Source organism: Sphingomonas sp. Sph1(2015) (genome assembly GCF_001970915.1).
In the GTDB taxonomy this organism is placed as follows: domain Bacteria; phylum Pseudomonadota; class Alphaproteobacteria; order Sphingomonadales; family Sphingomonadaceae; genus Sphingomonas; species Sphingomonas parapaucimobilis.
The window spans coordinates 1-24885 of sequence record NZ_MQUI01000020.1; the positions used below are offsets into that span (position 1 = coordinate 1).

Sequence of the window (24885 nt, forward strand, 5' to 3'; positions counted from 1 at the left end):
GTCCGGACCCACCGCCCCCGCGGGGCCGCCGCCCCGCCCAATCTGCGTTCGCAGGCGACGGAGGTCGTCGCACCGCCGCCGGTGGTCGTACTGCCGCCCGTATCGCCGGTGATCGCCGCGCCGGTCGCGGGTACGGGCGCGCAGGCCAGCCAAGGCGCATCGGACAAGCCCGGCCCCGGCACGGGCGCGGGTGGAATCGGCAACGGCACGGGCAGCGGCGGGTCGGGCGACGGCGACGGTTATGGCGACGACACCCCGCCGCGCCGGATCAAGGGCCGCATCAAGGACTCCGACTATCCCCGCGAAGCCGCCGAGGCGGGGGTGAGCGGCAGCGTGACGGTGCGCTATTTCGTCAATGTCGACGGCCGGGTCAGCGGCTGCGTCGTGACACGCAGCAGCGGCAATCGGGCATTGGACGAAACAACATGCAGCCTGATCGAGAAACGCTATCGCTACGACCCGTCACGCGATGCGGACGGGCGGCCGGTACGCTCGATCATCATCGTCAGCCAGGACTGGGTCCTGGAGCGCGAGCCGCCGGAGGGGCGGTAAAGGCCGATTTTTTGTTCACGCGAAGACGCGGAGGCGCGAAGAGGAGCAACCTGCCGCGCCAGCGGCCCTACGACCTCAAGCGGTTGATGAGATTCTGGCTTCGCCAAGCAGACATCCACCTCCGCGTCTTCGCGTCTCCGCGCGAACAATTCTTCTTCGTCGGTCGATCACGCCGCGACGGGAAAGCGCAGCATCCGGTCGCGCACCGGCACCAGTGCTTCGGCGGGGCGGCCGACGGCCTGGCGCAGGGCGGGGTGGTCGACGTCCAGCCCGCCGGTCAGCGCGCCGAAGGCGGGCAGGATCAGCTTGTTCGCCGTGCCCACGAAGCACCGCCGGGCGACCAGCTTGCCGCGCACCCGCAGCCGCAGCTTGGGGTGGAAATGCCCCGACAGTTCGGGCCGCGTCTCGGCCGGATCGGCTTCATGGCGCAGGACGAGGCCATCGACCGCCGCTTCTTCGGTCACCGCGCCGCCGCAGCGATCGCGCAGCACCGGATCGTGATTGCCGGTGATCCAGGTCCAGGCGGTCGCGCCGGTCAGCGCCAGCAGCATCGCCCGCGCCTCCGGCAACAGCCGGTCACACCCCTCCGCGTCATGGAAGCTGTCGCCCAGACACCAGACCTCGCGCGCCCCTGTCCGCGTGACGATCGCGGTCAGTTCGGTCAGCGTGGCCAGTGAATCATAGGGCGGCAGCATCTGTCCGCCGCCCGCATACCAGCTCGCCTTTTCCAGATGCAGGTCCGCGACCAGCAACGCCCCCCGCGCGGGCCAGTAGAGCGCGCCATCGGCCAGCGCCTGGAATGCATGACCGCCGAACGAAAAGGGAACCATTTCACGCCCATGCGCTTGACGCCTCGCAATATCAAGCGTTTGCAAACGGTCGTCGAAAGCCCTTGCGTCAGACGCGCATAAGCGTAAAGCGCGCCGTCCTTTTTGGTACAGGGGGTTCCGGCGGGCATGACGGGGACGGCAACCGACATGAGGGGCGAGATGACGGGGCATTCGGCTCCATCGACCGAAACGGCTGACGCAGGCGTGCAACGCCATCCCGCGCTGGTGGCACTGACCATCGGCGCGATCGGTGTCGTGTTCGGCGATATCGGCACCAGCCCGCTCTACGCCTTTCGCGAGGCGCTGTCGCAATCGGCGGGGGACGGTATCGACCCCGGCGAAATCCTGGGCGTGCTCAGTCTCGCGCTCTGGTCGCTGATCTTGGTCGTCACGATCAAATATGTCGTCTTTCTGATGCGTGCCGACAATCAGGGTGAAGGGGGCGTGCTGGCGCTCGCCGCGCTCGCCCGGCGGGCGGCGGGCGCGCGTTCGCGCATCGCGCTGGTGCTGGGCGCGGCGGGGGCGTCGCTCTTCTATGGCGATGCGATCATCACGCCTGCGCTGTCCGTGCTGTCCGCGATGGAGGGGCTGCGGACCATCCCGTCGGCGGCGTCGTTCTTCGACGAAAGCGTCATCCGCATGTGTACGATCGTGATCCTGGTCGGGCTGTTCTTCATCCAGTCGCGCGGCACGGCGCAGGTGTCGAAGCTGTTCGGGCCGATCTGTATCCTGTGGTTCCTCGTCATCGGGGGCCTGGGCATCTGGCATATCGCCGACGAACCCTCGATCGCGCGGGTCGTGTGGCCGGGCTATGGCGTTGGCTTTCTCGCCAGCCACGGCGTGGTCGGGCTGTTCGTGCTGGGCGCGGTGTTCCTGACCGTCACGGGGGCCGAGGCGCTGACCGCCGATATGGGGCATTTCGGGCGGCTGCCGATCCGCATCGGCTGGTTCTCGCTGGTCCTGCCCGCGCTCGCGCTCAACTATCTGGGGCAGGGAGCCTTTGCCCTTTCCGCGCTCGAACAGGCGGCGGCGAGCGGCAAGCCCTTCACCAACCAGGACTGGTTCTTCCTGATGGCGCCCGAGCCGCTTCGCCCGGCACTGATCGTGCTGGCGGGGCTGGCGACGGTCATCGCGGCGCAGGCGGTCATCACTGGCGCGTTTTCGTTGACGCAACAGGCGATCCAGCTCGGTTTCCTGCCGCGGCTGCGCGTGCGGCAGACCTCGGCCGATTTCCAGGGGCAGATTTATCTGCCCGCGATCAACTGGCTGCTGCTGTTCGGCGTGCTGGTGCTGGTCATCCAGTTCAAGACCTCCTCGGCGATGGCGGCGGCCTATGGCATCGCGGTGACGGGCACGATGGTGGTGACGACGTGCCTGGCCTATCTGGTCGTGCGCCATCGCTGGGGCTGGTCGCGGGCACTGGCGGCGGCGGCGATCCTGCCGTTCCTGTCACTCGACCTCGTCTTCTTCGGAGCCAATGTCCTGCGCGTGATCGAGGGCGGCTGGGTGCCGCTGCTGGTCGGGGCGGGTGTCGGCCTCGTCATCTATACCTGGGTGCGCGGGCGCGGGATCGTGTCGGCCTTTGAGAAGCGGCAGGCGATCCCGCTCGCCGATCTGGCTGCCGCGCTGGCCAAGCGTCCCCCCGAGCGGGTGCCGGGCACGGCGGTGTTCCTGACCGCCAACCCCGCCTCGGCACCGGGCGCGCTGCTCCACAATCTGAAGCATAACAAGGTGCTGCATGCGCAGAACCTGGTGATGACGATCCGCACCGCGGACCGTCCCTATGTGTCCGCCGAGCGCCGTGCGCATGTCGAGCGGCTGGACGACAATTTCGCGACCGTCACGCTGACCTATGGCTTCATGGAAAGCCCGGACGTGCCGCGCGACCTGCCGCGCGATCTGGGCGTCGAGAACAGGACGACCGGGCTGGACCCGATGAAGACCAGCTTCTTCATCGGCCGCAACACGCTGAAGCCCGAGGCGGAAAAGGGCATGCCGCTGTGGCAGGACCGGCTGTTCATGTTCCTGCAGCGCAATGCCAGCGACCCGACCGAGTTCCTGCGCATTCCGCCGGGCAAGGTGCTGGAGCTGGGCGAGCAGGTGACGGTGTGATTTATCCGCCCCGCTACGGGGAGGGGGACCGCCGCGAAGCGGTGGTGGAGGGGGATTGCGGCACGGGCTGACCTGTGTGGAAGCCCCCCTCGGTCAGGCTTCGCCTGCCACCTCCCCGGCGCGGGGAGGATTTTAAAGCATAACCTTGGGCGGCTTGGCGGCCTCGACCGCGACCAGCACCATCTTTTCCCAGATCGCCGGATCGCCCGCATCGGCCATCGCCTGGTCGGGCTCGCGCAGCGTCCGCAGCACGGCGAGCGCATCGGCCATATGGTCGCGCCACTGCGCGTCGACAAGCTTGGAGGCGGATTCGGAGTCGCCCTTGGCATTGGCGCTCAGCCGCTGGCCGCACAGCACGCGCGCGATGCGTTCGGCGGCGGGGGTGTGGGCAATATCCATGGCAACCTCTCCTGATGCGCGTGTCGTTACGCGTTCAACGCGGGAGAGGGGGGAATCGTGCCAGCATCTGCGGCTGGGCACGCCCCTCCCGTAAACGGGAGGGGATGGGGGAGGGTATGCCCCAGGCGTTGGTCTCGGTGAGACCCCTTGCCCTCCCCAAACCCCTCCCGTTTACGGGAGGGGCTTAAGAAGCAATCAGCCTTGGGCGCCGCGACCGGCACCCCCGCCGCCGGGGCGACCCTGGCCGCCACGACCGCGACCGCCGCCGCCACCGCCGGGCGCACCACCGCCGCCGCTACGACGACGCGGCTGGCGACCCTGCGGCGCGCGCGAGTCGGTCGCGCGCGGGTGATGCGTGGCGCGGGGACGCGCCGGGTCGCGCGGGCGGTCGACACGCGGCGCGGGATCGGCGCCGATCGCCTTCACCCGCTGCGACTTGATCGTCTCGGCGCGCTTCACGAAGTCGGCCGGAAGCGGCACGACGGTGATCTTCTGTCGCGTCAGCTTCTCGATATCCTTCAGATAGGGCCGCTCATCCTCGGCGCAGAAGGCGATGGCCATGCCCGAGCGACCGGCGCGCGCGGTGCGGCCGATGCGGTGGACATATTGCTCGGCGACGTTGGGCAGCTCGAAGTTGAAGACGTGGCTGACGCCCGGAATGTCGATACCGCGCGCGGCGATGTCGGTCGCCACCAGCACGCGGGTCTGGCCCGAGCGGAACTCACCCAGCGCCCGCTCGCGCTGGCCCTGGCTCTTGTTGCCATGGATCGCGTTGGCGGCGATGCCGTTGCCCGCCAACAGCTTCACGACGCGGTCCGCGCCATGCTTGGTGCGGGTGAAGACCAGCGCCAGCTCGATCGCGGGATCGGCGAGCAGGATGGTCAGCAGTGCCTGCTTCTCCTGCTGCGTCACGAACGTCACCGACTGGTCGACGCGCTCGGCGGTGGTCGACACCGAGGTCACGGTGACGGTCGCGGGGTTGTCGAGGAACTTGTCGGCCAGGTCGCGGATCGCGGCGGGCATGGTGGCCGAGAAGAACAGCGTCTGGCGCTTGCGCGGGATCATCTTCACGATGCGGCGCAGGGCATGGATGAAGCCCAGGTCGAGCATCTGGTCGGCTTCGTCCAGCACCAGGATCTCGATCATCGACAGGTTCAAGAAGCCCTGCTCGACCAGGTCGATCAGGCGGCCGGGCGTGGCGACCAGAATGTCGACGCCGCGCGACAGGTCCTGCCGGTTCTTGTTCAGGCTGGTCCCGCCGAAGACGGTGGCGACCGCCAGCTTGGAAAACTTGGCATAGCCCTTGGCATTTTCGGCGATCTGGCTGGCCAACTCGCGCGTGGGGGCCAGGACGAGCATCCGGCAATGGGTCGGCAGGACGCGCTTGTTCGCCTCGACCAGGCGCTGGATCGAGGGGAGCACGAAGGCCGCCGTCTTGCCGGTGCCGGTCTGCGCGATGCCGAGCAGGTCGCGGCCTTCCAGCAGCGTCGGGATCGAATCGCGCTGGATCGGGGTGGGTTCGGAATAGCCCTTGGCTTCGAGCGCACGGACGAGCGGCTCGGCAAGGCCGAGTTCGGAAAAGGACATGGAATTACTTTCGATCATGGCGCGCGAGTCACGACAGGCCGCAAGCGCGGGCCGGGGTTGATGACACCCCGCGTGACAAGGGAAGCCTGAAGACAGGGTCGGGGCGGAGCCGGGACCAGATGGTCCGTTCACGCTGCGAGTGGACGCCTCGACGGGGGGCATGTGCGCCGCGTCTTGCCAAAAGTCAAGTTTCGGGCAGGATCACCGCCAGAATGCGTGACAAGCGCGGGCGGATGGTTACATCCGATACCAGTTAGCGAAGAGGAGTCCTGCATGAAACTCGCCAGTCTGAAGAACGGTCGCGACGGCAAGCTGGTCGTCGTGTCGAGCGACCTCGCCTGGTATGCGGATGCGGGGCATGTCGTGCCGACGCTGCAGGCCGCGCTCGACGATTGGGACGCGGTCATGCCCGCGCTCGCCAATCTGGCGACCGATCTGGACCATGAGGCGATCCCGCGGGCGCGTTTCCACGAGCATGACGCCGCCTCGCCCTTGCCGCGTGCCTATCAATGGGCGGATGGCTCGGCTTACGTGAATCACGTCGCGCTTGTCCGGCAGGCGCGCGGGGCGGAGCTGCCCGACAGTTTCTGGCACGATCCGCTGATGTATCAGGGCGGCTCGGACGGGTTCCTGGGGCCGCGCGACGCGATCCCGTTGGCCGACGAAAGCTGGGGCTGCGATCTGGAGGGCGAGGTGGTCGTCGTCACCGGCGATGTGCCGATGGGCGCGAGTCGCGAAGAGGCGCTGGCGGCGATCCGACTGGTCGGGCTGACCAACGACGTGTCGCTGCGCGGGCTGATCCCGGGCGAGCTGGCCAAGGGGTTCGGCTTCTTCCAGTCCAAGCCCGCCTCCGCCTTCTCGCCGGTGTTCGTGACACCTGAGTCGCTGGGCGACTGGTGGCAGGACGGCAAGCTGCACCGCGTCCTGAAGGTCGATCTGAACGGCCAGCCCTTTGGCCGGGCGGATGCCGGGCAGGACATGACCTTCGACTTCGGCACGCTGGTCGCCCATGCCGCCAAGACCCGCGCGCTGGGGGCGGGGACGATCATCGGGTCGGGCACCGTGTCCAACCGTGATTCGGACGGCGGGCCGGGCAAGCCGGTCGCCGAGGGCGGGGTCGGCTATAGCTGCCTGGCCGAGCTGCGCATGATCGAGACGATCCGTGGCGGCGAGCCGGTCACGCCGTTCCTGAAGAAGGGCGATACCGTCCGCATCTGGATGGAGGACGACCGCCACCATCCGATCTTCGGCGCGATCGAACAGACGGTCGGCTGATCCCGTTCCTCCCCAAGCTCGCTTGGGGAGGGGGACCATCGCGCAAGCGATGGTGGAGGGGCAAGGCCCGGCGCTTTGCCAGTTTCTGACGAACGGCGATGGGGCCAGCCGCCATGCCCCTCCACCACCCGGCTGTCGCCGGGCGGTCCCCCTCCCCATCAGAGATGGGGAGGATTGGGCTTACCCCAGCAGCGCGTCGATCGCTTCGGCCATGTCGATGTCGCGCGCCGACAGGCCGCCCGCGTCATGGGTGGTCAGCACGATGTCGACCCGGTTCCAGACGTTCGACCATTCGGGATGATGGTCCGCCTTTTCCGCCAGCAGGGCAACGCGGGTCATGAAGCCGAACGCCTCGTTGAAGTCGGCGAAGACGAAACGGCGGCTGATCGCGTCGCGCGATTCGTCCCAGTCCCATTCGGTCAGGCCGTCCAGCGCCTCGTCCCGGTCCAGCTCGCTCAGCCGTTCCACCATGATCGTCCCCTTGGCTTCTCTTGTTCTTTTGACCGGCACAGCGGTAAGACGGCGGCCATGAGCGGGCAAGACGCGATTGGTGGAGCACCCGGTCCCGAGGTGATCGAGGCGATCGCGCGGGATGCGATCGCACGCCTGCCCGCCGCCTTTGCCGCGCATCTGGGCGATGTCGTCCTGATCGTCGAGGAATTCGCCGATGACGAAACGCTGGCGGCGCTGGGGATCGACCATCCGCTCGACCTGACAGGTCTCTATCACGGGCGGCCGGTGGGCGAGAAAAGCTCGATGGATTCCGGCAGCCTGCCCGACCGCATCCATCTCTATCGCCGCGCGATCCTGGACGAATGGGTCGAGACGGGCGTGCGCCTCGACGATCTGGTGGTACATGTGACGATCCATGAGATCGGCCATCATTTCGGCCTGTCCGACGCGGATATGCACGCGCTGGAAGATGCCGTGGACGACGCCCGCGCGTGATCCTTCACCTGTCCCAGGTCGCCTGCGCACGCGGCGGGCGGCTGCTCTTCACGCATCTGTCGCTGACCCTGGCGGAGGGTGAGGCGGCGGTTGTCACCGGCCCCAACGGCATCGGCAAGTCGAGCCTGCTGCGCCTGGCCGCCGGGCTGATCGCGCCGTTCGAGGGGCGCGTCGCGCGGACCGGGCGCATGGCGCTGATGACCGAGGACCTCGCGCTCGATACGGAGCGGCGGCTGGGTGAGGCCTTGTCCTTCTGGGCACGGCTCGACGGGCTGGCGGCGGCGGATCGGCGGGTCGCCGTGGCGCTCGATATGGTCGGGCTGGGGAAACTCGCCGATGTGCCGGTGCGCTTGCTCTCGACCGGGCAGCGACGGCGGGCGGGACTGGCACGGGTGCTGGCGGCGCAGGCCTCGCTCTGGCTGCTCGACGAGCCGGGCAATGGACTGGACGTCCAGGGCATTGCGATGCTGGAACGGGCCATTGCGGATCACCGGCAGGCGGGCGGCGCGGTGCTGCTGACCACGCATCAGCCGTTGGCGTTGACCGACGCGCGGACACTCGCGCTGGCCGGTCACGTCCCGGCATGATCGCCGTTCTGCCCCTTGTCGCGACCCTGATCGCGCGCGACGTGCGGCGCGGCTATGCCGGGGGCGGGGCGGGGCTGGTCTGCGGCTTCTTTCTGCTGGCGGTGGTGCTGTTCCCCTTTGCGATCGGGCCTGACCGGGCGATGCTGATGCGGGTCGGTGCGGGCGCGATCTGGGTGGCGGCGCTGCTGGCCGCATTGTTGCCGGTCGAGCGGCTGATCGCGCCCGATGTCGAATCGGGATGGTTCGACCAGATTCGCGTCCACGGCCTGTCGCTGCCGCTGGTGATGGCGTTGCGCATCGTCGCGCACTGGCTGGCCTTTGCGCCGCCGCTGATGCTGGCGGCGCTGGTCGCGGCCGGGCTGTTCGGGCTGGAGGCGGCGGCGCTGGTGCGGGTCGAGGCGGGATTGCTGCTCGGCACGCCCGGGCTGGCGGCGCTGGCGGTGGCGACGGGCGCGCTGACGGCGGGACTGCGCGGAGCGGGCGGACTGGCCGGGTTGCTCCTGCTGCCGCTGGCGCTGCCGCTGCTGATCTTCGGGGCGGGCAGCGGGGACATGGGCGCGCTGAAGCTGCTGGCGGCGGTGTCGCTGATGCTGGTCGCGGGTGCGCCGGGACTCGCGGCGGCGGCGATCCGGTCGGTACGCGATTGAGGTGATGGCTGAGGCGAAGATGATCGCGCGGGCCTTTGACGCGGCCTCGGCCTATGACGCCCATGCCGTGGTGCAGCGGCAGGTCGCCGACTGGCTGGCCGAGCGGATCGTCGCGGTCGCCCCGCCCGCCCCACGCGTGCTGGAAGTGGGGTGCGGGACCGGCTTTCTGACGGCGGCGACCTTGTCGCGACTGGTGAGTCCCGGCTGGCTGATGACCGACATCGCGCCTGCCATGCTGGCACGTGGGCTGGCCAAGCATCCGGGCGTGCGCGGGCGGGTGATGGATGGTGAATATCCCGATCTGCCGGACGAAGCGCCATTCGACCTGATCGTCAGCAGCCTGGCCGTGCAGTGGTTCGGCGATCTGGAGGCGGGTTTGCGGCGGCTGGCGGATCTGCTCGCGCCGGGCGGCCGGATGCTGGTGACGACGCTGCTCCGGGGAACGTTCGCGGCGTGGCATGAGGCGCATCGGGCGGAAGGGTTTGCGGCGGGGAGTCCGGTCTATCCCCCGGTCGAGGCGCTGGGCTGGCCGGTCGAGACGCGGACGTTCGAGCAGCGGCACGACTCGGCGGCGGATTTCATGCGCGCGCTGCGGGTGATCGGGGCGGGGACGCCGCGCGAAGGCCATCGCCCCATCCCGCCGGGGGCGATGCGGCGGATCGCCCGGCGGTTCGAGGCGGGCGGGGCGGTGGCGACCTATGAGGTCGGGTTGATCGAGATCCTCACCCCCCGTTCAGCCTGAGCGAAGTCGAAGGCCACGCCAGATCATTGCGGCTGGGCATGTGCTTCGACTTCGCTCAGGCTGAACGGAGGTTTTTTGTTTACCGGCTCCACCGCGCCCAGATGGCCGTCGGCAGGGTCAGCCCGCGCGCTTCCTCGCGTACGCCGAGTTCGCCGCACTCCACCTTGCCGGGCAGGTCGGCCATCACCTGGCGCATCATCTCGCCGATCGCCATCGCCGACATGCGCACGGCGTACACGGTCAGGAACAGGAAACGCGAATCACCGTCCAGCAATTGGCGGCAATTGGCGATCAGGCCGGGCAGGTCTTCCTCCAACCGCCAGACCTCGCCCTCCGGCCCGCGTCCATACTTTGGCGGGTCGAGCAGAATGCCGTCATAGCGCCGCCCGCGCCGCACCTCGCGCGCGACGAACTTGGCGGCGTCGTCGATGATCCAGCGCACCGGCGCATCGCCCAGGCCCGACAGCATCGCGTTGCTGCGTGCCGCCTCGACCGATTTCTTGGACGCGTCGACATGGACCATCTTCGCGCCCGCCGACGCCATCGCCAGCGTGCCGACGCCGGTATAGCCGAACAGGTTCATGCACTCAGGCTCGGCCAGCCCGTCGACCTGTTCGCGCATCCAGCTCCAGACGGGGGCCATGTCGGGGAAGAAGCCCAGATGGCGGAACGGCGTGTTCTGCGCGGTGAAGCGCACCTCGTTCCACTTCAGCGGCCAGCCGTCGCGCGGCACCGGCTCGTTGAAGTTCCAGCGGCCGCCGCCATCCTCGTCCGAGCCGGGCACGAACTCCGCCGCCGCGCGCCAGTCCTGGGTGGCGGGCGCCCACATCGCCTGCGGTTCGGGGCGGATGAAGCGGAACCGGCCATAGCGTTCCAGCTTGCGGCCATGGCCGGAGTCGACCAGCCCGTAATCCGCCCAGGGCTCGCCGATCATCGTTTCGAGTTTCATGGGAACGCGTTAGCGCAAACCATGCCCGTCGATAAAGGCCGTCACCGCGTCGAAGGTGGCGGGTAGCGTCGTATAGCGTTCCTCGCGCTCGAACAGGTCGCCGACACGGCGGGGCAGCGCGGGGCGGCTGCCGGTCGCGCGTTCGACCGCATCGGTGAACTTGGCCGGGTGCGCGGTGGCCAGCGTCACGACCGGAACGTCCAGCCCGCTCTTGCGTGCGGCGGACAGGGCGATGCCGGTATGCGGGTCGAGGATCTGCCCGGCCTCGTCCGCCGCCCAGCGCATCGCGCGGCTCATGTCGTCGGCATCGACCCGCGCGCTGGTGAAGAGCGGGGCGATGGCCTGGCTCTGCGCGTTGGTCAGCCGCATCGCGCCCGACCCCTCGAACCCCTTCATCTGCGCCGCCAGCGCCGCGCCGTCGCGACCGTTGGCGTCGAACAGCAGCCGCTCAAAATTCGAGCTGACCTGAATGTCCATCGAGGGGGTGGCGGTCGCCTGGACCTGTCCCTTGGAGTAATCGCCCGACGACAGCGCGCGGTGGAGGATGTCATTGACGTTGGTCGCGACGATCAGCCGCTCGACCGGCAGGCCCATGCGCGCCGCGACGTATCCGGCGAACACGTCGCCGAAATTGCCCGTCGGCACCGAGAAGGCGATGCGCTTGCCCGGTGCGCCCAGCCGCACGGCGGCGTAGAAATAATAGACGACCTGCGCCATCAACCGCGCCCAGTTGATCGAGTTGACCGCCGACAGGGTATGGCGATCGGCAAAGGCGCGATCGTTGAACATCGCCTTCACCAGCGCTTGCGCGTCGTCGAAATTACCCTCGATCGCGATGTTGTGGACGTTGGGGGCGAGCACCGTCGTCATCTGGCGGCGCTGGATCTCGGTCACGCGGCCCGCCGGGTGGAGCATGAAGATGTCGATATTGGCCCGCCCCGCCACCGCGTCGATCGCCGCCGATCCGGTATCGCCGCTGGTCGCGCCGACGATAGTCAGCCGCGTCTCGGTGCCGCGCAGGAACCGCTCGAACAGCAGGCCCAGCATCTGGAGCGCGACGTCCTTGAAGGCCAGTGTGGGGCCGTGGAACAGCTCGAGCAGCCACTGGTCATGGTCGAGCTGGACCAGCGGCGTCACGGCGGCGTGCGAGAAGCGGCCATAGGCGGTGTCGCACAGGCCCTGAAGTTCCTCCGCCGACAGGCTGTCGCCAACGAAGGGCGCCATGATCTTTGCTGCTGTCTGCGCATAGGACAGGCCTGCCAACCCCTCGATCTCTTCGGAGGTCAGGGTCGGCCAAGTCTCGGGCACGTAAAGCCCGCCATCGCTGGCGAGACCGGCCAGGGTCGCGCCCCGGAAATCGAGGACGGGGGCGGAGCCACGGGTACTGAGATAGCGCATGATGCGCTGCGGCTTAACGGGGTGTGTTGCTGACCACAACCATTCGATTGCGCCGGATGACCGCCAAAACATAGATAATTGCGGCGATGGCGGCGAACAGGAACCATTGCACTGCGTATGCCAGGTGGTTGTTGGGTATTCCGCTGATACCGGGGCGGGGGTTCGCGTCGAGGCCGGGGACGGGGGAATCGGTGACCAGCAACATGTCCTGCGGTCGATGGTCGAAGGCCGACTGGAGCAGCGAGCGGCTGTCGGGCGCATGCGAGACATAGCCGGTCACCCGACCGCCCGGCCAATCGCTCACCGCGCGCGGATCGTGCGTCGTGCCGAGCTGGACCTGCATCGACCCTTGCGGCACCGAACAGGTGGCGATCAGGCGGAATCCCGCCGCCCCGGCACCCGCGCGACGGATGGCGACGGGCGGGTGGCAATCGGCAACCGTGCGGCGAAAGAGCAGGCTGTCATCCGGGAACAGTGGAAAGGCGATGACGGGGCGCGCCGGATTGGCGGCGAGCTGCGCCAGATAGGCTTCCTTTTTGGGCAGTCGGTCGAGCAGCTGCCACAGCCCCAGCGCGATCATCGCCGCGACCGCCAGACCGACGATCAGCGTGGGGACGATGGGCAGGCGCTTCATGCGTCCGGGTCTTCGTCGGGGCGGACGACGGCGCCCTCGCGCGCCTCGTTGCGATACTCCGCCGCCATCAGCGCGCCCTTGGCGATGCGCAAGCTATAGACCACGCCGATCGCGGTCAGCGGCAGCCAGATCGCCATTTGCAGCCAGAGCCGCGGATGCAGCGTCAGCTCGACGGTGATCGCCGCGATGGTGATGATGGTGCCCAGGATCAGGGTCAGGAACGCCGCCGGGCCGTCCCCGACATTGAATCGGGTGAAATCCAGCCCGCACGCGGCGCAGCGGTCGGCAAAGGTCACGACCTGCGTCGAGAAGATCGGTCCGGCAAACAAATGGGGCTGGCCGCAACGCGGACACAGCCCCTGAAACGCAGCCTGCGCGATGGTAGGCGGGGTAAACTCAGCCACTATGAACCGGCGCGCCCCAGCCACCCCAGACATAGACGGTGACGAACAGGAACAGCCACACCACGTCGACGAAATGCCAGTACCAGGCCGCCGCCTCGAACCCGAAATGCTGGCGGGGCGTGAAGTCGCCGCGATAGGCGCGGATCAGGCAGACGATCAGGAAGATGGTGCCGACGATGACGTGGAAACCGTGGAAGCCGGTCGCCATGAAGAAGGCCGCGCCATAGTTGATGCCCTTGAAGGGGAAGGGCGCGTGCATGTATTCATAGGCCTGGATCGCGCTGAAGATCAGGCCCAGGATCACTGTCAGCCACAGCCCCTTCAGCACGCCGTCGCGGTCGCCGACGCCCAGCGCGCCCCATAGCCCCTTCTTCTCGCCGCCGCGCTGGTTGTGGATCAGCGCATGGTGAGCCCAGGTGACGGTGGTGCCGCTGGTCAGCAGGATCAGCGTGTTGAGCAAGGGCAGCTTGAAGGCGTCGATGACCTCCAGCCCCTTGGGCGGCCAGGTCGCGGCGACGGCGGCGGCACCCTCGGCCGCACGCTCGACCTGTCCGTCGACGATGCTCATCGCGGTCGGGAAGAGCGAGAAGTCGAAAAAGGCCCAGAACCAGCCGACGAAGAACATCACTTCGGATGCGATGAACAGGATCATGCCATAGCGGAAATGCAGCTGCACGACCGGGGTATGGTCGCCATGATGCGCCTCGCGCACCACGTCCGCCCACCAGCTGCCCATGCAGAACAGCACCGCCGCCAGGCCCGCCAGGAACGCCCAGCCGCCGCCCTGCACGCTGTGCATCCACATGATCGCGCCCGAGGCCATCAGCAGCGCCGACATCGAACTGGCCAGCGGCCAGGGGCTCGGCGGCAGGATATGATAGTCGTGGTTCTTCGCGCCAGCCATGATCCCGTCCCTATGTTTTTGCTATTTTGGGGACAGGCTAACCCGCTTTCTTCGCCGAATCCACCGGGTAAAATGTGTAGGACAGGGTGATGGTCTCGATGTCGCGCGCGTCGGGGTCTTTCAGGATCTTCGGGTCGATGAAGAAGATCACCGGCATCCGCGCCGTCTCGCCGGGTTTGAGCGTCTGCTGGGTGAAGCAGAAACACTGGATCTTGGTGAAATAGCGGCCCGCCTGGTCGGGGGTGACGTTAAAGGTTGCGGTGCCGGTGACGGGGACTTTCGCGTTGTTGGTCGCGGTGAAGAACACCATGTCGCGCGCGCCGATATCGACGGTTTCGTGCGGATTTTCGGGCTTGAAGGTCCAGGCGAGGCGCGAGGAGACGTTGGCGTCGAAATTGACCGTGATCTGGCGGTGGACGCTGCCGGGGGCTTGGTTGCCGCGCTGGGTCGTGCCCTGATAGCCCGTCACCTGGCAGAACATGCGGTAGAGCGGCACGCTGGCAAAGGCGAGGCCGGTCATGAACACCACGCCGAACACCGCGAACACTGCCGTCCGGGTCTGCCGCGTCAGGCGCATCAGTGCATGCCCGACCGGATCTTCGACAGGGTGATGAAGAAGATCAGCACCACCAGAAAGCCGAGCAGCAGCGCCATCGCGGTGGCGCGGGCACGCTGCTTGGCGCGAATCCGATTCGAATCGTCAGGCGTCATGCCCAACGATCCACCACCAGCGCGCCAAAGAGAAGGAAAAGATAGAGAATCGAATATTTGAACAATCGCTTCTCGGGCTTCATCGTGTCTTCGGGCTGGGTGTGCCGGAAGGCGACGATCGCGGCATAGGCGGCGAACAGCGCGGTGCCTGCCGTCGCAATCACGCCGTAGATCGCACCGGTCAGCCCCAGCGGCCAGGGCGCGACGGCGGCGATGGCCATCGGGATGGTGTAAAGCCCGATCTGCGCGCGCGTCACCCGCTCGCCTGCGACCACAGGCAGCATCGGCACGCCCGCATTGGCGTAATCGGTCTTCACGAACAGCGCGAGCGCCCAGAAATGCGGCGGCGTCCACAGGAAGACGAGGCTGAACAGCAGGAAGGGCAGCAGCGCGACCTCACCCGTCGCGGCCGCCCAGCCGATCAACGGCGGAAACGCGCCCGCCGCGCCGCCGATGACGATATTCTGCGGCGTCCGGCGCTTCAGCCAGACGGTATAGACCAGCACATAGAACAGTATCGAGACGGTCAGGATCGCGGCGGCGACATAATTGACCGCCAGTCCCATCAGGATGACCGAGAAACAGGCGAGGCCGACGCCGAAATGCAATGCCGACTCGCGCGTCATGCGCCCGGCGGGCAGCGGCCGCTTGGCGGTGCGCTTCATCAGCGCGTCGAGGTCGGCCTCATACCATTGGTTCAGCGCCCCCGCCGCGCCCGCGCCCAGCGCGATGCACAGGATCGCGGTGAAGCCGATCACCGGATCGATACCGACCGGAGCTGCCAGCATCCCGCACAGCCCGGTGAACACCACCAGCGTCATCACCCGCGGCTTGGTGAGCGCCAGAAAGTCGCGCCAGTCGGCGGGAACGAAGACGGAGGAGGGAATGCTGGACATGAAGGTCCTGCATATAGGCGGTGTGGGAAGGGGGGGCAATCGAAGCGGTTGTTGCCGCGCCACATCCTCGCCCCAACCGCACCCCCTCCCGCAGGCGGGAGGGGAGAAGAAGGGGGACTCGCCCGCCGGAAGCGCACCCCCTCCCGCAGGCGGGAGGGGGCCGGGGGGAGGGCAAGGTGTCTCACCGAGACTATCGCCCGTGACTCTGCCCTCCCCCATCCCCTCCCGCTTGCGGGAGGGGCGTGCCAAGATCAAAGCACTAGCGTCAGCCCTGCTTCAGCGTCGCCATGTCGATGACGAAGCGATACTTAACGTCGCTCTTCTGCATCCGGTCATAGGCGGTGTTGACCTCGTCCATCGCGATCATCTCGATATCGGCGGTCAGGCCGTGCTGGTGACAGAAGTCGAGCATCTCCTGCGTCTCGGCGATGCCGCCGATCAGCGAGCCCGCCAGCGAACGGCGGCGGAAGACGAGCGCACCGACCGAGGGCGAGGGGTGCGGCGAATCAGGGACGCCGACCAGCGTCATCGTGCCGTCGCGCTTCAGCAGCATCAGGAACGCGTCCAGATTATGCGGCGCGGCGACCGTGTTCAGGATGAAGTCGAAGCTGTTGGCATGTTCCGCCATCTGCGCCTCGTCCTTCGACACGATCAGGCCCTTGGCGCCCAGTCGCTTGGCATCCTCGGCCTTGTTCGGCGAGGTCGAGAAGACATGGACCTCGGCGCCCATCGCGGCGGCGATCTTCACGCCCATATGGCCAAGCCCGCCCAGGCCGACGATGCCGACCTTCTGGCCCGGCCCGACCTTCCAGTGACGCAGCGGCGAATAGGTGGTGATGCCCGCGCAGAGCAGCGGCGCGACGGCGGCCAGATCGCCCTCGTCATGATTGATCTTCAGGACGAAGCCTTCCTTGACCACGATATGGTCGGAATAGCCGCCGAAGGTATGGCCGCCCATCACGGGGTCGGGACCGTTATAGGTGCCGACGAAACCGGTCGTCTCGCAATATTGCTCCTCGCCGTCATGGCAGGACGGGCAGTGGCCGCAGCTGTCGACCATGCAGCCGACGCCGACCAGGTCGCCGACCCGGTACTTCGTGACGTCGCCGCCGACAGCGGTCACGCGGCCGACGATCTCATGCCCCGGCACGCACGGATATTGGGTGCCTGCCCATTCGCCGCGCGCGGTGTGCAGGTCGGAATGGCAGACGCCGCAATAGAGGATGTCGATCGCGACATCGTCACCCTGCGGATCGCGACGCTCGAACGAGAAGGGGGCGAGCGGCGTTTCGGCCGACTGGGCGGCATAGCCCTTGGCGGGAGTGGGCATGGAAGCTCCTTCGGGAAATTTCTGACGCGACCAACTGGTCGCGGCGCCCATATGGGTCCCGGCGGCAGCCATTCCAGCCAAACTGACGCGTAAGTTTTCCGATTGGAGATGATCGGCGAATTGCCTGAAATCAATATGTTATATTGTCACACGGCTCGAATTCAGCTCATGAACCCCTGGTTCCAGGTCGAGGGATCATAGTTGCGGATATTGGGCAGCACGGTACGCAGGCCGCCGGAGTCGATCCCGAACCAGCTGGCGAGCGTCGCGGCATATTGGTCGACCGACATGGTGGGAATCAGGCGCCCCTGGCCGACATCGTCATTGGTGTTGGTGCCGACGATCGGGGCCTTGCCATAGAAACGCTGCCCGCGCACCGCGCCGCCGACGATGAAGTGCATCCCGCCCCAGCCATGATCCGACCCGTCATCGTTCGACTGGAGCGTGCGGCCGAAGTCCGATGCGGTGAAGCTGGTCACCTGATTGGCGACGCCCAGCGCATGGGTGGTGTCGTAAAAGGCCTTCATCGCCGCCGACACCTTGGACAACAGGCCGGGATGCTGCGCGACCAGGTTGTCGTGCAGGTCGAACCCGCCCATCGACACGAAGAAGACCTGCCGCTTCAGCCCCAACGTCTGGCTGACTGCAATCATCCGCGCGACCATCTTCAGCTGGTCGGCCAGATTGTTGTTCGAGGGAAAGAGCGAGAAATTGCTCGCCGGAGCACCCGCCAGCGCGCTGCTCAACTGCGCCTGTACGTCGAAGGCGCGCTTGGAGATGCGGGCATGTTCGCTCGCCATCGCAAAGCTCGATTCGGTGGTCATCAGGCTGCGCAGCGTGTCGAGCGCCGAGGACGAGCCGTAAAGCGTGCGGCTGTTGTTGAGCAGCGCGACCGGGCCGCCGGTGCCCACCGCATATTGGATCGCGGTCCACCCGGTCAGATAGACGGCGTTGCCGCTGGTGTTGATGCAGGTCAGCGCGGCCGCGCCGTTGCCGTTCTGGAACACGTCGCCGATCCGCCCGCCCCAGCCGCTGGTGGCGCCTTCGGGGCTGGATGCTTGGAAGAAGCTTTGCTGGTCGTTATGGCTGAACAGCTTGGGCGGCAGCCGGACGGTGCGGCTGCTATACTGCGTCTTGGTCGTCGGCTCGACCAGCGTGCCGACGTTCAGCGCCACCGCCATCTTGCCCGCCGCAAACAACTGGCCCATTTCGGGCATGGCGGGCGACAGCGCATAGCTGCGTCCACCGGCCAGCGCGACGGCGGGGTTCAGGACGCTGGCGGCCAGCGCATCGCGCTGATAGCCGATATTGGCGCGCGCCGCGCGATAGGCGGCAAAGCTCGTCTCGTCATAGGGGACCAGCGTATTGGCATAGTCGTTGCCGCCATAGAGGAACACGCAGACCAGCGCCTTGTAATCCGACGCGGTGGCCGCCGCCGCCTCGCCGATCGCGGCCAGGCTGGAGACGAAGGGGGTGGCGGTCCCGGCCAGGCCGAGCAGCGCGCTGCGCTTCAGGAAGGCGCGCCTGGATTGATCGTGCATCATGCTCGTCACCGCAGGTTCAGATATTCGGGGGAGGCCATGGCCAGCAGGATGGCGATGCCGATCCGGTTGATCGGGCCGTTCGCGGCGGTCGCCGCCACGCTGTCGACCGCGCCGCGGATCGTCGTCAAGGTCGAGGTCGACAATTGCCCGGCGGCGAGGACCAGATTGACCTCGTCGACCAGCGCCTTGCTGTCCGCCGCCAATGTCTGGATCGCGGTGTAATCGGCCTTCACATCGCCGATGCCGTTGGCGATCAGGCCGTACATGAAGTTCACATAGCCGACGACGCTCTGTTCGTTGGTGATCTGGAACTCGGGCGCGACCAGGCCGCCGCTCGCCAGGCTGGTGCCGGGCGGGGTGTAGCCGGGGCGGTAGAAGTTGAAGACCGAGGGGCTGCGACCCTTGCTCTGCCCCAACCGGCTGGTCGCGTTGGAGGTGTCGCCGATCACCCAGGCGTTGGAGGGGGAACTCGCCCCGAAGGCGCGCGCCCAGCCGGTCAGTCGCAGCACCGGCTCGCGCAGCTTGCCCGCATTGGCGGCGCTGGGCAGGGTCCGCGCCTCGCTGTCGAGCAGGATGGCGCGGATCACCGCCTTCATGTCGCCGCGCACGCCCTGGCCATTGTCGGCGAAGGCGCTGGCGACGCGGTTGATATAGGCGGGGGAGGGGTTGCTGGTCACGAGCCGCTGGATCAGCTGGCGCGAGACGAAGGGCGGCAGATTGGGATGCGCGAAGATCGTGTCGAGCGCGCTCCTGATCGCCGCCATGCCGCCGCCGCTGACCGTGGTGCCCAGGAAGCTCGCCGGGCCGGTCTCGTTGATCCCGGCATTCATCACCAGCGGCATCCGGTAGCGCGCGGGCGTGCTGCTGTCGCTGGTCGCCGGGGCGAGGCCGGTGAAGACACGGGCCAGCCCCGACACATCGGCCTGATTATAGGTTTCGATCGGCTGGCCGCCATTGGTCTTGGCCGAGCCGTCCATGTTGAGCTGGTAGAGGCCCAGCGTGAACAGCTGCATCAACTCGCGCGCATAATTCTCGTCGGGCTGCGCGCCGGTCGCCGGATTGCCCTTTCGATTGTTGAGGAAGGTCAGGAAGCTCGCCATCGCAAAATTGGTCGTGATCGCGCCCAGCAGGTCGCGGTAATTGCCGAATGCGTTGTCGAGCAGCACGTCGACATAGGCCGCCATGCTGAACGCGCGCCAGGCATCGGTCACGCCGTCGACGCCCACCACCAATATGTCGAGCAGCGCCATGCCGATCCGCTGGCGCAGCTGATCCGGCTCGACGATCATCTGCCGCCAGAGCGTCGGGTCCAGCCCGGCCAGCGAATTGCGGTTGGCGGCGGCGTCATAGCCGCCCGCGATCATCCAGTCCCAATGGCTGATCGCGCGGGGCAGGGCGAACTGGTCGGTCAGCCAGCCGTCATAGCCGCGCGAGACGACCGTATCGATCATGGTCCGGGTCGCGCCCATCGTCGCCTGGGCGAGGAAGCGGCTGGCCTCGGTCGTGGTGGGCGAGGCGCTGACCACGACGACGGGCGTGGTCGAACCGGCGGGGCTCGCCGAGCCGCCGGAAACGCTGCTGCTAGAGCCGCCCCCGCCGCCACAGGCCGCCAGTGCCAGAAGGGGCAGCATCGCGCCGCCGGTCGTCACTGGCGAACGACGAACGTCCGCGCCGATGCCGGGCGCATCCGCACCCTCGCGCACGGCCGCCGTCACCGGCTCCGCACCTGTATCCCGCCCCATCATTGGATATGTACCCGCTAACCGCCCCCGCTGGGCGACCGGGGCAATTTGGTGCCAATGTTGGTAATAAAATATGAAAGGTTCCGCCGCTCGTCGCATCGGCGGGGCTATTCGACCGATCCGCTCCTATCATGACACAAGTGCAATGAAAAAGGCCCCGAAATCCTGTTTCGGGGCCTCGTTCGGATCGAGCGAATGGAGGGCGATCAGTCGATGCGCGGCAGCGTCTCGAACTGGTGATAGGGCGGCGGGCTGGACAGCGTCCATTCCAGCGTCGTCGCGCCTTCGTCCCAGGGATTGTCGCCCGCGGGCTTGCCCGCGATCAGCGACCAGATCAGGTTGATGAAGAAGATCGCCATCCCTGCGGCCATGATCTCATAGCCATGCGTCGCGACCTTGTTCCACAGTGCGAAGGCATCCGGGTAATCGGGATAGCGACGCGGCATGCCCTGCAGGCCCAGGAAGTGCATCGGGAAGAACAGCAGGTTCACGCCGATGAAGAACACCCAAAAATGCAGTTGGCCGAGCAGCTCGTTATACATCTTCCCCGACATCTTCGGGAACCAGTAGTAAAAGCCCGCGAACAGCGCGAACACCGCGCCCAGCGACAGGACGTAGTGGAAGTGCGCCACGACATAATAGGTGTCGTGCATATAGTCGTCGATGCCGCCGTTCGCGAGCACGACGCCGGTCACGCCGCCGACGGTGAACATGAAGATGAAGCCGATCGCCCAGACCATCGGCGTCTTGAAGGTCAGCGATCCGCCCCACATGGTCGCGATCCACGAGAAGATCTTGATGCCGGTCGGCACCGCGATGATCATCGTCGCGGCGGTGAAATACATCTTGGTGTTCACCGACAGGCCGGTGGCGAACATGTGGTGCGCCCACACGACGAAGCCGACCACGCCGATCGCGACCATGGCGTACGCCATGCCGAGATAGCCGAAGACCGGCTTGCGGCTGAAGGTCGCGATGATCTGGCTGACGATGCCGAAGCCCGGCAGGATCATGATGTACACTTCGGGGTGGCCGAAGAACCAGAACAGATGCTGGTACAGGATCGGGTCGCCGCCACCGGCGGGATCGAAGAAGGTCGTGCCGAAATTGCGATCGGTCAGCAGCATGGTGATCGCGGCGGCCAGCACCGGCAGCGACAGCAGCAGCAGGAAGGCGGTGACCAGCACCGACCAGACGAACAGCGGCATCTTGTGCAGGGTCATGCCCGGCGCGCGCATGTTGAAGATGGTGGTGATGAAGTTGATCGCGCCCAGGATCGACGACGCACCCGCCAGATGGAGCGCCAGGATCGCCATGTCGACCGACGGACCCGGCTCGCCGAAGGTCGATAGCGGGGCATAGGCGGTCCAGCCGACGCCCGCGCCCGACCCGAAAAAGGGCGAGGCGAGCAGCAGGGTGAAGGCCGGGATCAGCAGCCAGAAGGACACGTTGTTCATGCGCGGGAACGCCATGTCGGGCGCGCCGATCATGATCGGCACGAACCAGTTGCCGAACCCGCCGATCATCGCGGGCATCACCATGAAGAACACCATGATCAGGCCGTGCGCGGTGATGAGCACGTTCCACAGGTGCAGCGACTGGTCGAGGCTCTGCGCGCCGCCGTGGAGCATCCCGGCCCAGATCCCCAGATACTGGATGCCCGGTTCGCGCAGCTCGGCGCGCATCAGGCCGGAGATCGCGCCGCCGATGATCCCCGCCACGATCGCGAAGATCAGATAGAGGGTGCCGATGTCCTTGTGGTTAGTCGACAGGAACCAGCGCGCGAAGAAGCCGGGCTTGTGATCGGCGTCATGATGCGCGTGGTGGTGATCCTCATGACCGACAAATGCCGATCCGGGGTGAAGTGCGGTGTCGGTCATGGCTTATTGTCCAGCGTTGCCGGGGCCAGCCGGATTCCCGGTGGCGCCCTGCGCGGAGGTGGGGGACTGGGCGGGGGTGGACGTGTTGTCGGCCGGACCCGTCACCGCCTCGGCGGCATGGGCCTGGCTGGCTTCGACCTTCGAGCCCTCGGCACCCGGCTGCGGGATGACCGCCGCCGATGGCGCGACCGAACCCGGCATCTTGCCGCCCTTCGCCGCGACCCAGGCGGCGAACTGCGCCGGGGGCACCGCCTGCACCGCGATCGGCATGAAGCCATGGCGCGCGCCGCACAGCTCCGAACACTGGCCGAAATAGAGACCCGGCTTCTCGATGGTGAAGCTCGTCTCGTTCAACCGGCCGGGCACCGCGTCCAGCTTCATCCAGAAGGCCGGGATCGCCCAGCTGTGGATGACGTCGTTGGACGTGGTGATCAGGCGGATCGGCACGCCGACGGGCAGGACGATGCGATTGTCCACCGCCAGCAGGCGGGGACCGTCGGCATCGGTGCGCGCGCGCTCACCGGGGGCCACCTGATCCTTTTCCTTCAGCATGTTGGCGGTGATCTCGATCCCGCCATGGTCCGGATATTGATAGGTCCAGTACCACTGGTTGCCGATCGCCTTCAGCGTGACGGCACCTGCGGGGGCGGGCTTGAACTGCGCCTGGAGCAGCCCGATCGAGGGGATGGCGATCAGGACAAGGATCACGACCGGCCCCAGCGTCCACAGCACCTCGACCAGCGTGTTGTGGCTGGTCTTGGACGGCACCGGATTGGCGGCGCGGCGATAGCGGAACACGACCCAGGCGAGCAGCAGCAGGACGAGCACGCAGATCACGGTGATGACCGGCACCAGCACGTCATTGTGCATCCAGTGCGCGAACTCGCCGTTCTTCGTCACCTGCGGCTGAAGCCCGAAGCGGCCGTCGATCGGCAGGCCGACATTGGGATCGATCGTCGTCGCGGGGGCGCCGTCCTGCGCCAGCAGCGGGCTGGTCGGCGCGGCGGTGGCGGGGGCGGCCGCACTGGTCGGCGCGGTGTTGGAGACGCCCCCGCCCTCGGCGGCGGCCTGCGGTGCGGGTGCGGCGGTTTGAGTCGTGGGGCGCGCGGCCGGAGTCGCGAAGGCGACACCCGACAGCGCGGCGCATCCCATCCCGGCGGCGATCGCGATCGCCTTCATGCGTTTGGGCATCCTCATCCTCCGGGGTCCGGACATGCGCTTGACCTCGCTCATCCCGCTCTCGTCTCCCATCTCCCTCGCCTGTCCATCGGTCGTCCGACGAGCTTTGACGGGGCCTCATGTCGTTTTTGTTAGGGGGACTATAGCACGGGACTTCGCCCCCTCAACCCTACAGCGTCACATGCCAGATTGCGCGGGGGGCGGGGCGATCCTATGAGGCCGGGTCATCTGACCGATGCCGGAGTTGCCCCATGACCGATGAAGACGTCCTTGCCGAGTTCCGTGCCGCCGAGGCGCTGCTCGAAGGGCATTTCATCCTCTCTTCGGGGCTGCGCAGCCCGCGCTACCTGCAATGCGCGCGCGTCCTGATGGACCCGGCCCGCGCCGCCCGGCTGTGCGAGGCGGTGGCCGCGAAGATTCCGGCGGACATCAGGGCGCAGGTCAGCGCCGTCGTCGCCCCCGCCATGGGCGGCGTGATCGTCGGCCATGAAATGGCGCGCGCGCTGGGCGTGCCGGGCATGTTCCTGGAGCGGCCCGAGGGAACCTTCCACCTGCGTCGCGGCTTCCGGCTGGAGCAGGGGCAGAAGGTGCTGATGATGGAAGACGTGGTCACGACCGGCCTGTCCAGCCGCGAGGCGATCGCCGCCATCGCGCGCGAGGGGGGCGAGACGATCGCGGCGGCCTCGCTGGTCGATCGCTCCAACGGCGCGGCCGATCTGGGCGTGCCCTTCTTCCCGCTGATCCGGCTCGACGTGCCGAGCTACAGCCCCGACGCCCTGCCGCCCGAACTGGCCGCAATCCCTGCGATCAAGCCGGGGAGCCGCGCGGCGGCATGACCGAGCATCTGCGCCTGGGCGTCAATATCGACCATGTCGCGACCGTGCGGAATGCGCGCGGGGCGGGCTATCCCGATCCGGTGAAGGCGGCGCTGGTCGCGGCAGAGGCAGGCGCGGACGGCATCACCGCGCATCTGCGCGAGGACCGGCGCCACATCACCGACGACGACATCGCGCGGCTGTCGGCGGAACTGACCGTGCCGCTCAACCTGGAGATGGCCGCGACCGAGGAAATGCTCGCGATCGCGCTGAAGCACTGCCCCCACGCCGCGTGCATCGTGCCCGAAAAGCGCGAGGAGCGGACGACCGAGGGCGGGCTGGACGCCGCCGGGCAGCGCGAGTGGCTGGCGCCCATGGTCGCGAAGCTGGGCGAGGCGGGCATCCGCGTCTCGCTGTTCATCGAACCCGATCCCCGCCAGATCGAGGCGGCGCTGCATCTGGGTGTCCCTGTCGTCGAGCTTCACACCGGCCGCTATGCCGAGCTGGACGGCCCCGAACGCACCGAGGAACTGCGTCGTCTGTCGGACGCGGCGGCGCTGGCGGCGAAGAACGGGATCGAGGTTCATGCGGGCCACGGCCTGACCTACGACAATGTCGCACCGATTGCGGCCATCCCGCAGGTGCGCGAGCTGAACATCGGCCATTTCCTGATCGCGGATGCGGTGTTCGTCGGCCTGCCCGAAGTCGTACGCAAGATGCGCACCGCGATGGATATCGCTCGGTGAATCCTCCCCGGCACGGGGAGGGGGTGTGGGAGCTTTGGCTTGCCCCCGGCAAGCCAAGATTGTGCCGGGGGCAC

At 67.4% G+C, this 24885-nt stretch carries 26 protein-coding genes; 9 read left to right on the forward strand and 17 right to left on the reverse strand.

Going from position 1 to position 24885, the window contains the following annotated elements; all coding sequences use genetic code 11:
* A partial coding sequence (locus BSZ14_RS09905) for an energy transducer TonB (protein WP_076710783.1) occupies positions 1-552 on the forward strand: 552 nt, incomplete at its 5' end.
* Between the two features lie 167 nt (positions 553-719).
* On the opposite strand, the gene pdeM is transcribed toward BSZ14_RS09905, so the two are convergent.
* Positions 720-1382, reverse strand: coding sequence for a ligase-associated DNA damage response endonuclease PdeM (gene pdeM, locus BSZ14_RS09910; protein WP_076710784.1), 663 nt, complete (start codon positions 1380-1382; stop codon positions 720-722).
* Positions 1383-1541: 159 nt separating this feature from the next.
* Here pdeM and BSZ14_RS09915 point away from each other — a divergent pair, with 159 nt between their 5' ends.
* A complete protein-coding gene (locus BSZ14_RS09915) occupies positions 1542-3494 on the forward strand; it encodes a potassium transporter Kup (protein WP_042486721.1) in 1953 nt (650 codons plus the stop codon).
* 132 nt (positions 3495-3626) lie between these two features.
* On the opposite strand, the gene BSZ14_RS09920 is transcribed toward BSZ14_RS09915, so the two are convergent.
* Positions 3627-3893 carry a hypothetical protein gene (locus BSZ14_RS09920; protein ID WP_076710785.1) on the reverse strand — a complete coding sequence of 89 codons (267 nt, stop codon included), beginning with the start codon at positions 3891-3893 and terminating at the stop codon, positions 3627-3629.
* 195 nt (positions 3894-4088) lie between these two features.
* The gene (locus BSZ14_RS09925) at positions 4089-5480 is read right to left on the reverse strand and encodes a DEAD/DEAH box helicase (RefSeq protein WP_076710786.1); all 1392 of its coding nucleotides are present in this window, start codon (positions 5478-5480) and stop codon (positions 4089-4091) included.
* A gap of 273 nt (positions 5481-5753) precedes the next feature.
* Here BSZ14_RS09925 and BSZ14_RS09930 point away from each other — a divergent pair, with 273 nt between their 5' ends.
* Entirely contained in the window at positions 5754-6755 is a 1002-nt protein-coding gene (locus BSZ14_RS09930; protein WP_076710787.1) for a fumarylacetoacetate hydrolase family protein, read from the forward strand.
* 180 nt (positions 6756-6935) lie between these two features.
* Here BSZ14_RS09930 and BSZ14_RS20180 read toward each other — a convergent pair whose 3' ends face one another.
* Complete coding sequence (locus tag BSZ14_RS20180; RefSeq protein WP_274533657.1) at positions 6936-7385, reverse strand: 4a-hydroxytetrahydrobiopterin dehydratase; 450 nt, start codon at positions 7383-7385, stop codon at positions 6936-6938.
* On the opposite strand from BSZ14_RS20180, the gene BSZ14_RS09940 reads away from it, so the two are divergent.
* The 4 genes from BSZ14_RS09940 to BSZ14_RS09955 are packed head-to-tail and all read left to right on the forward strand — an operon-like array spanning position 7284 to position 9679.
* Positions 7284-7703, forward strand: coding sequence for a metallopeptidase family protein (locus BSZ14_RS09940; protein ID WP_076710788.1), 420 nt, complete (start codon positions 7284-7286; stop codon positions 7701-7703). The genes BSZ14_RS20180 and BSZ14_RS09940 overlap by 102 nt on opposite strands.
* A complete protein-coding gene (gene ccmA, locus BSZ14_RS09945; protein ID WP_076710789.1) occupies positions 7700-8290 on the forward strand; it encodes a heme ABC exporter ATP-binding protein CcmA in 591 nt (196 codons plus the stop codon). The genes BSZ14_RS09940 and ccmA overlap by 4 nt, the downstream gene beginning before the upstream one ends.
* On the forward strand, positions 8287-8937 hold the full coding sequence (locus tag BSZ14_RS09950) for a heme exporter protein CcmB (RefSeq protein ID WP_076710790.1): 651 nt from the start codon (positions 8287-8289) through the stop codon (positions 8935-8937). Before ccmA ends, BSZ14_RS09950 begins: the two co-directional genes overlap by 4 nt.
* Before the next feature lie 4 nt (positions 8938-8941).
* Positions 8942-9679, forward strand: coding sequence for a methyltransferase (locus tag BSZ14_RS09955; protein ID WP_076710791.1), 738 nt, complete (start codon positions 8942-8944; stop codon positions 9677-9679).
* 79 nt (positions 9680-9758) lie between these two features.
* On the opposite strand, the gene BSZ14_RS09960 is transcribed toward BSZ14_RS09955, so the two are convergent.
* The 13 genes from BSZ14_RS09960 to coxB all read right to left on the reverse strand — a co-directional run bounded on the left by BSZ14_RS09960 (position 9759) and on the right by coxB (position 23262).
* Complete coding sequence (locus tag BSZ14_RS09960; protein ID WP_076710792.1) at positions 9759-10628, reverse strand: class I SAM-dependent methyltransferase; 870 nt, start codon at positions 10626-10628, stop codon at positions 9759-9761.
* Positions 10629-10637: 9 nt separating this feature from the next.
* Complete coding sequence (gene thrC, locus BSZ14_RS09965; RefSeq protein WP_076710793.1) at positions 10638-12026, reverse strand: threonine synthase; 1389 nt, start codon at positions 12024-12026, stop codon at positions 10638-10640.
* A gap of 13 nt (positions 12027-12039) precedes the next feature.
* Positions 12040-12660 (reverse strand): SURF1 family cytochrome oxidase biogenesis protein, encoded by a 621-nt coding sequence (locus tag BSZ14_RS09970; RefSeq protein WP_076710794.1) that lies wholly within the window; start codon positions 12658-12660, stop codon positions 12040-12042.
* A complete protein-coding gene (locus BSZ14_RS09975) occupies positions 12657-13067 on the reverse strand; it encodes a DUF983 domain-containing protein (protein WP_445190541.1) in 411 nt (136 codons plus the stop codon). Before BSZ14_RS09975 ends, BSZ14_RS09970 begins: the two co-directional genes overlap by 4 nt.
* Positions 13057-13968: a cytochrome c oxidase subunit 3 gene (locus BSZ14_RS09980; RefSeq protein ID WP_042486693.1), complete on the reverse strand. Its 912-nt coding sequence runs from the start codon at positions 13966-13968 to the stop codon at positions 13057-13059. The genes BSZ14_RS09975 and BSZ14_RS09980 overlap by 11 nt, the downstream gene beginning before the upstream one ends.
* A gap of 37 nt (positions 13969-14005) precedes the next feature.
* On the reverse strand, positions 14006-14545 hold the full coding sequence (locus BSZ14_RS09985; protein ID WP_076710796.1) for a cytochrome c oxidase assembly protein: 540 nt from the start codon (positions 14543-14545) through the stop codon (positions 14006-14008).
* Positions 14545-14679, reverse strand: a complete 135-nt coding sequence (locus BSZ14_RS20185; RefSeq protein ID WP_257575300.1) for a hypothetical protein — start codon at positions 14677-14679, stop codon at positions 14545-14547. The genes BSZ14_RS09985 and BSZ14_RS20185 overlap by 1 nt, the downstream gene beginning before the upstream one ends.
* On the reverse strand, positions 14676-15575 hold the full coding sequence (locus BSZ14_RS09990) for a heme o synthase (RefSeq protein WP_076710797.1): 900 nt from the start codon (positions 15573-15575) through the stop codon (positions 14676-14678). The genes BSZ14_RS20185 and BSZ14_RS09990 overlap by 4 nt, the downstream gene beginning before the upstream one ends.
* Positions 15576-15840: 265 nt before the next feature.
* Positions 15841-16905 (reverse strand): NAD(P)-dependent alcohol dehydrogenase, encoded by a 1065-nt coding sequence (locus BSZ14_RS09995; protein WP_076710798.1) that lies wholly within the window; start codon positions 16903-16905, stop codon positions 15841-15843.
* 161 nt (positions 16906-17066) lie between these two features.
* Positions 17067-18449: a DUF1501 domain-containing protein gene (locus BSZ14_RS10000; RefSeq protein WP_076710799.1), complete on the reverse strand. Its 1383-nt coding sequence runs from the start codon at positions 18447-18449 to the stop codon at positions 17067-17069.
* A gap of 5 nt (positions 18450-18454) precedes the next feature.
* A complete protein-coding gene (locus tag BSZ14_RS10005; protein ID WP_241823712.1) occupies positions 18455-20164 on the reverse strand; it encodes a DUF1800 domain-containing protein in 1710 nt (569 codons plus the stop codon).
* Between the two features lie 233 nt (positions 20165-20397).
* Entirely contained in the window at positions 20398-22071 is a 1674-nt protein-coding gene (ctaD, locus tag BSZ14_RS10010) for a cytochrome c oxidase subunit I (RefSeq protein ID WP_076710800.1), read from the reverse strand.
* Positions 22072-22074: 3 nt separating this feature from the next.
* Positions 22075-23262 carry a cytochrome c oxidase subunit II gene (gene coxB / locus BSZ14_RS10015; protein WP_445190540.1) on the reverse strand — a complete coding sequence of 396 codons (1188 nt, stop codon included), beginning with the start codon at positions 23260-23262 and terminating at the stop codon, positions 22075-22077.
* Positions 23263-23501: 239 nt separating this feature from the next.
* Between coxB and pyrE the strand changes: the two genes are divergently transcribed.
* Positions 23502-24086: an orotate phosphoribosyltransferase gene (gene pyrE / locus BSZ14_RS10020; protein WP_076710802.1), complete on the forward strand. Its 585-nt coding sequence runs from the start codon at positions 23502-23504 to the stop codon at positions 24084-24086.
* Positions 24083-24811: a pyridoxine 5'-phosphate synthase gene (locus BSZ14_RS10025; RefSeq protein ID WP_076710803.1), complete on the forward strand. Its 729-nt coding sequence runs from the start codon at positions 24083-24085 to the stop codon at positions 24809-24811. Before pyrE ends, BSZ14_RS10025 begins: the two co-directional genes overlap by 4 nt.
* Positions 24812-24885: the final 74 nt, after the last annotated feature.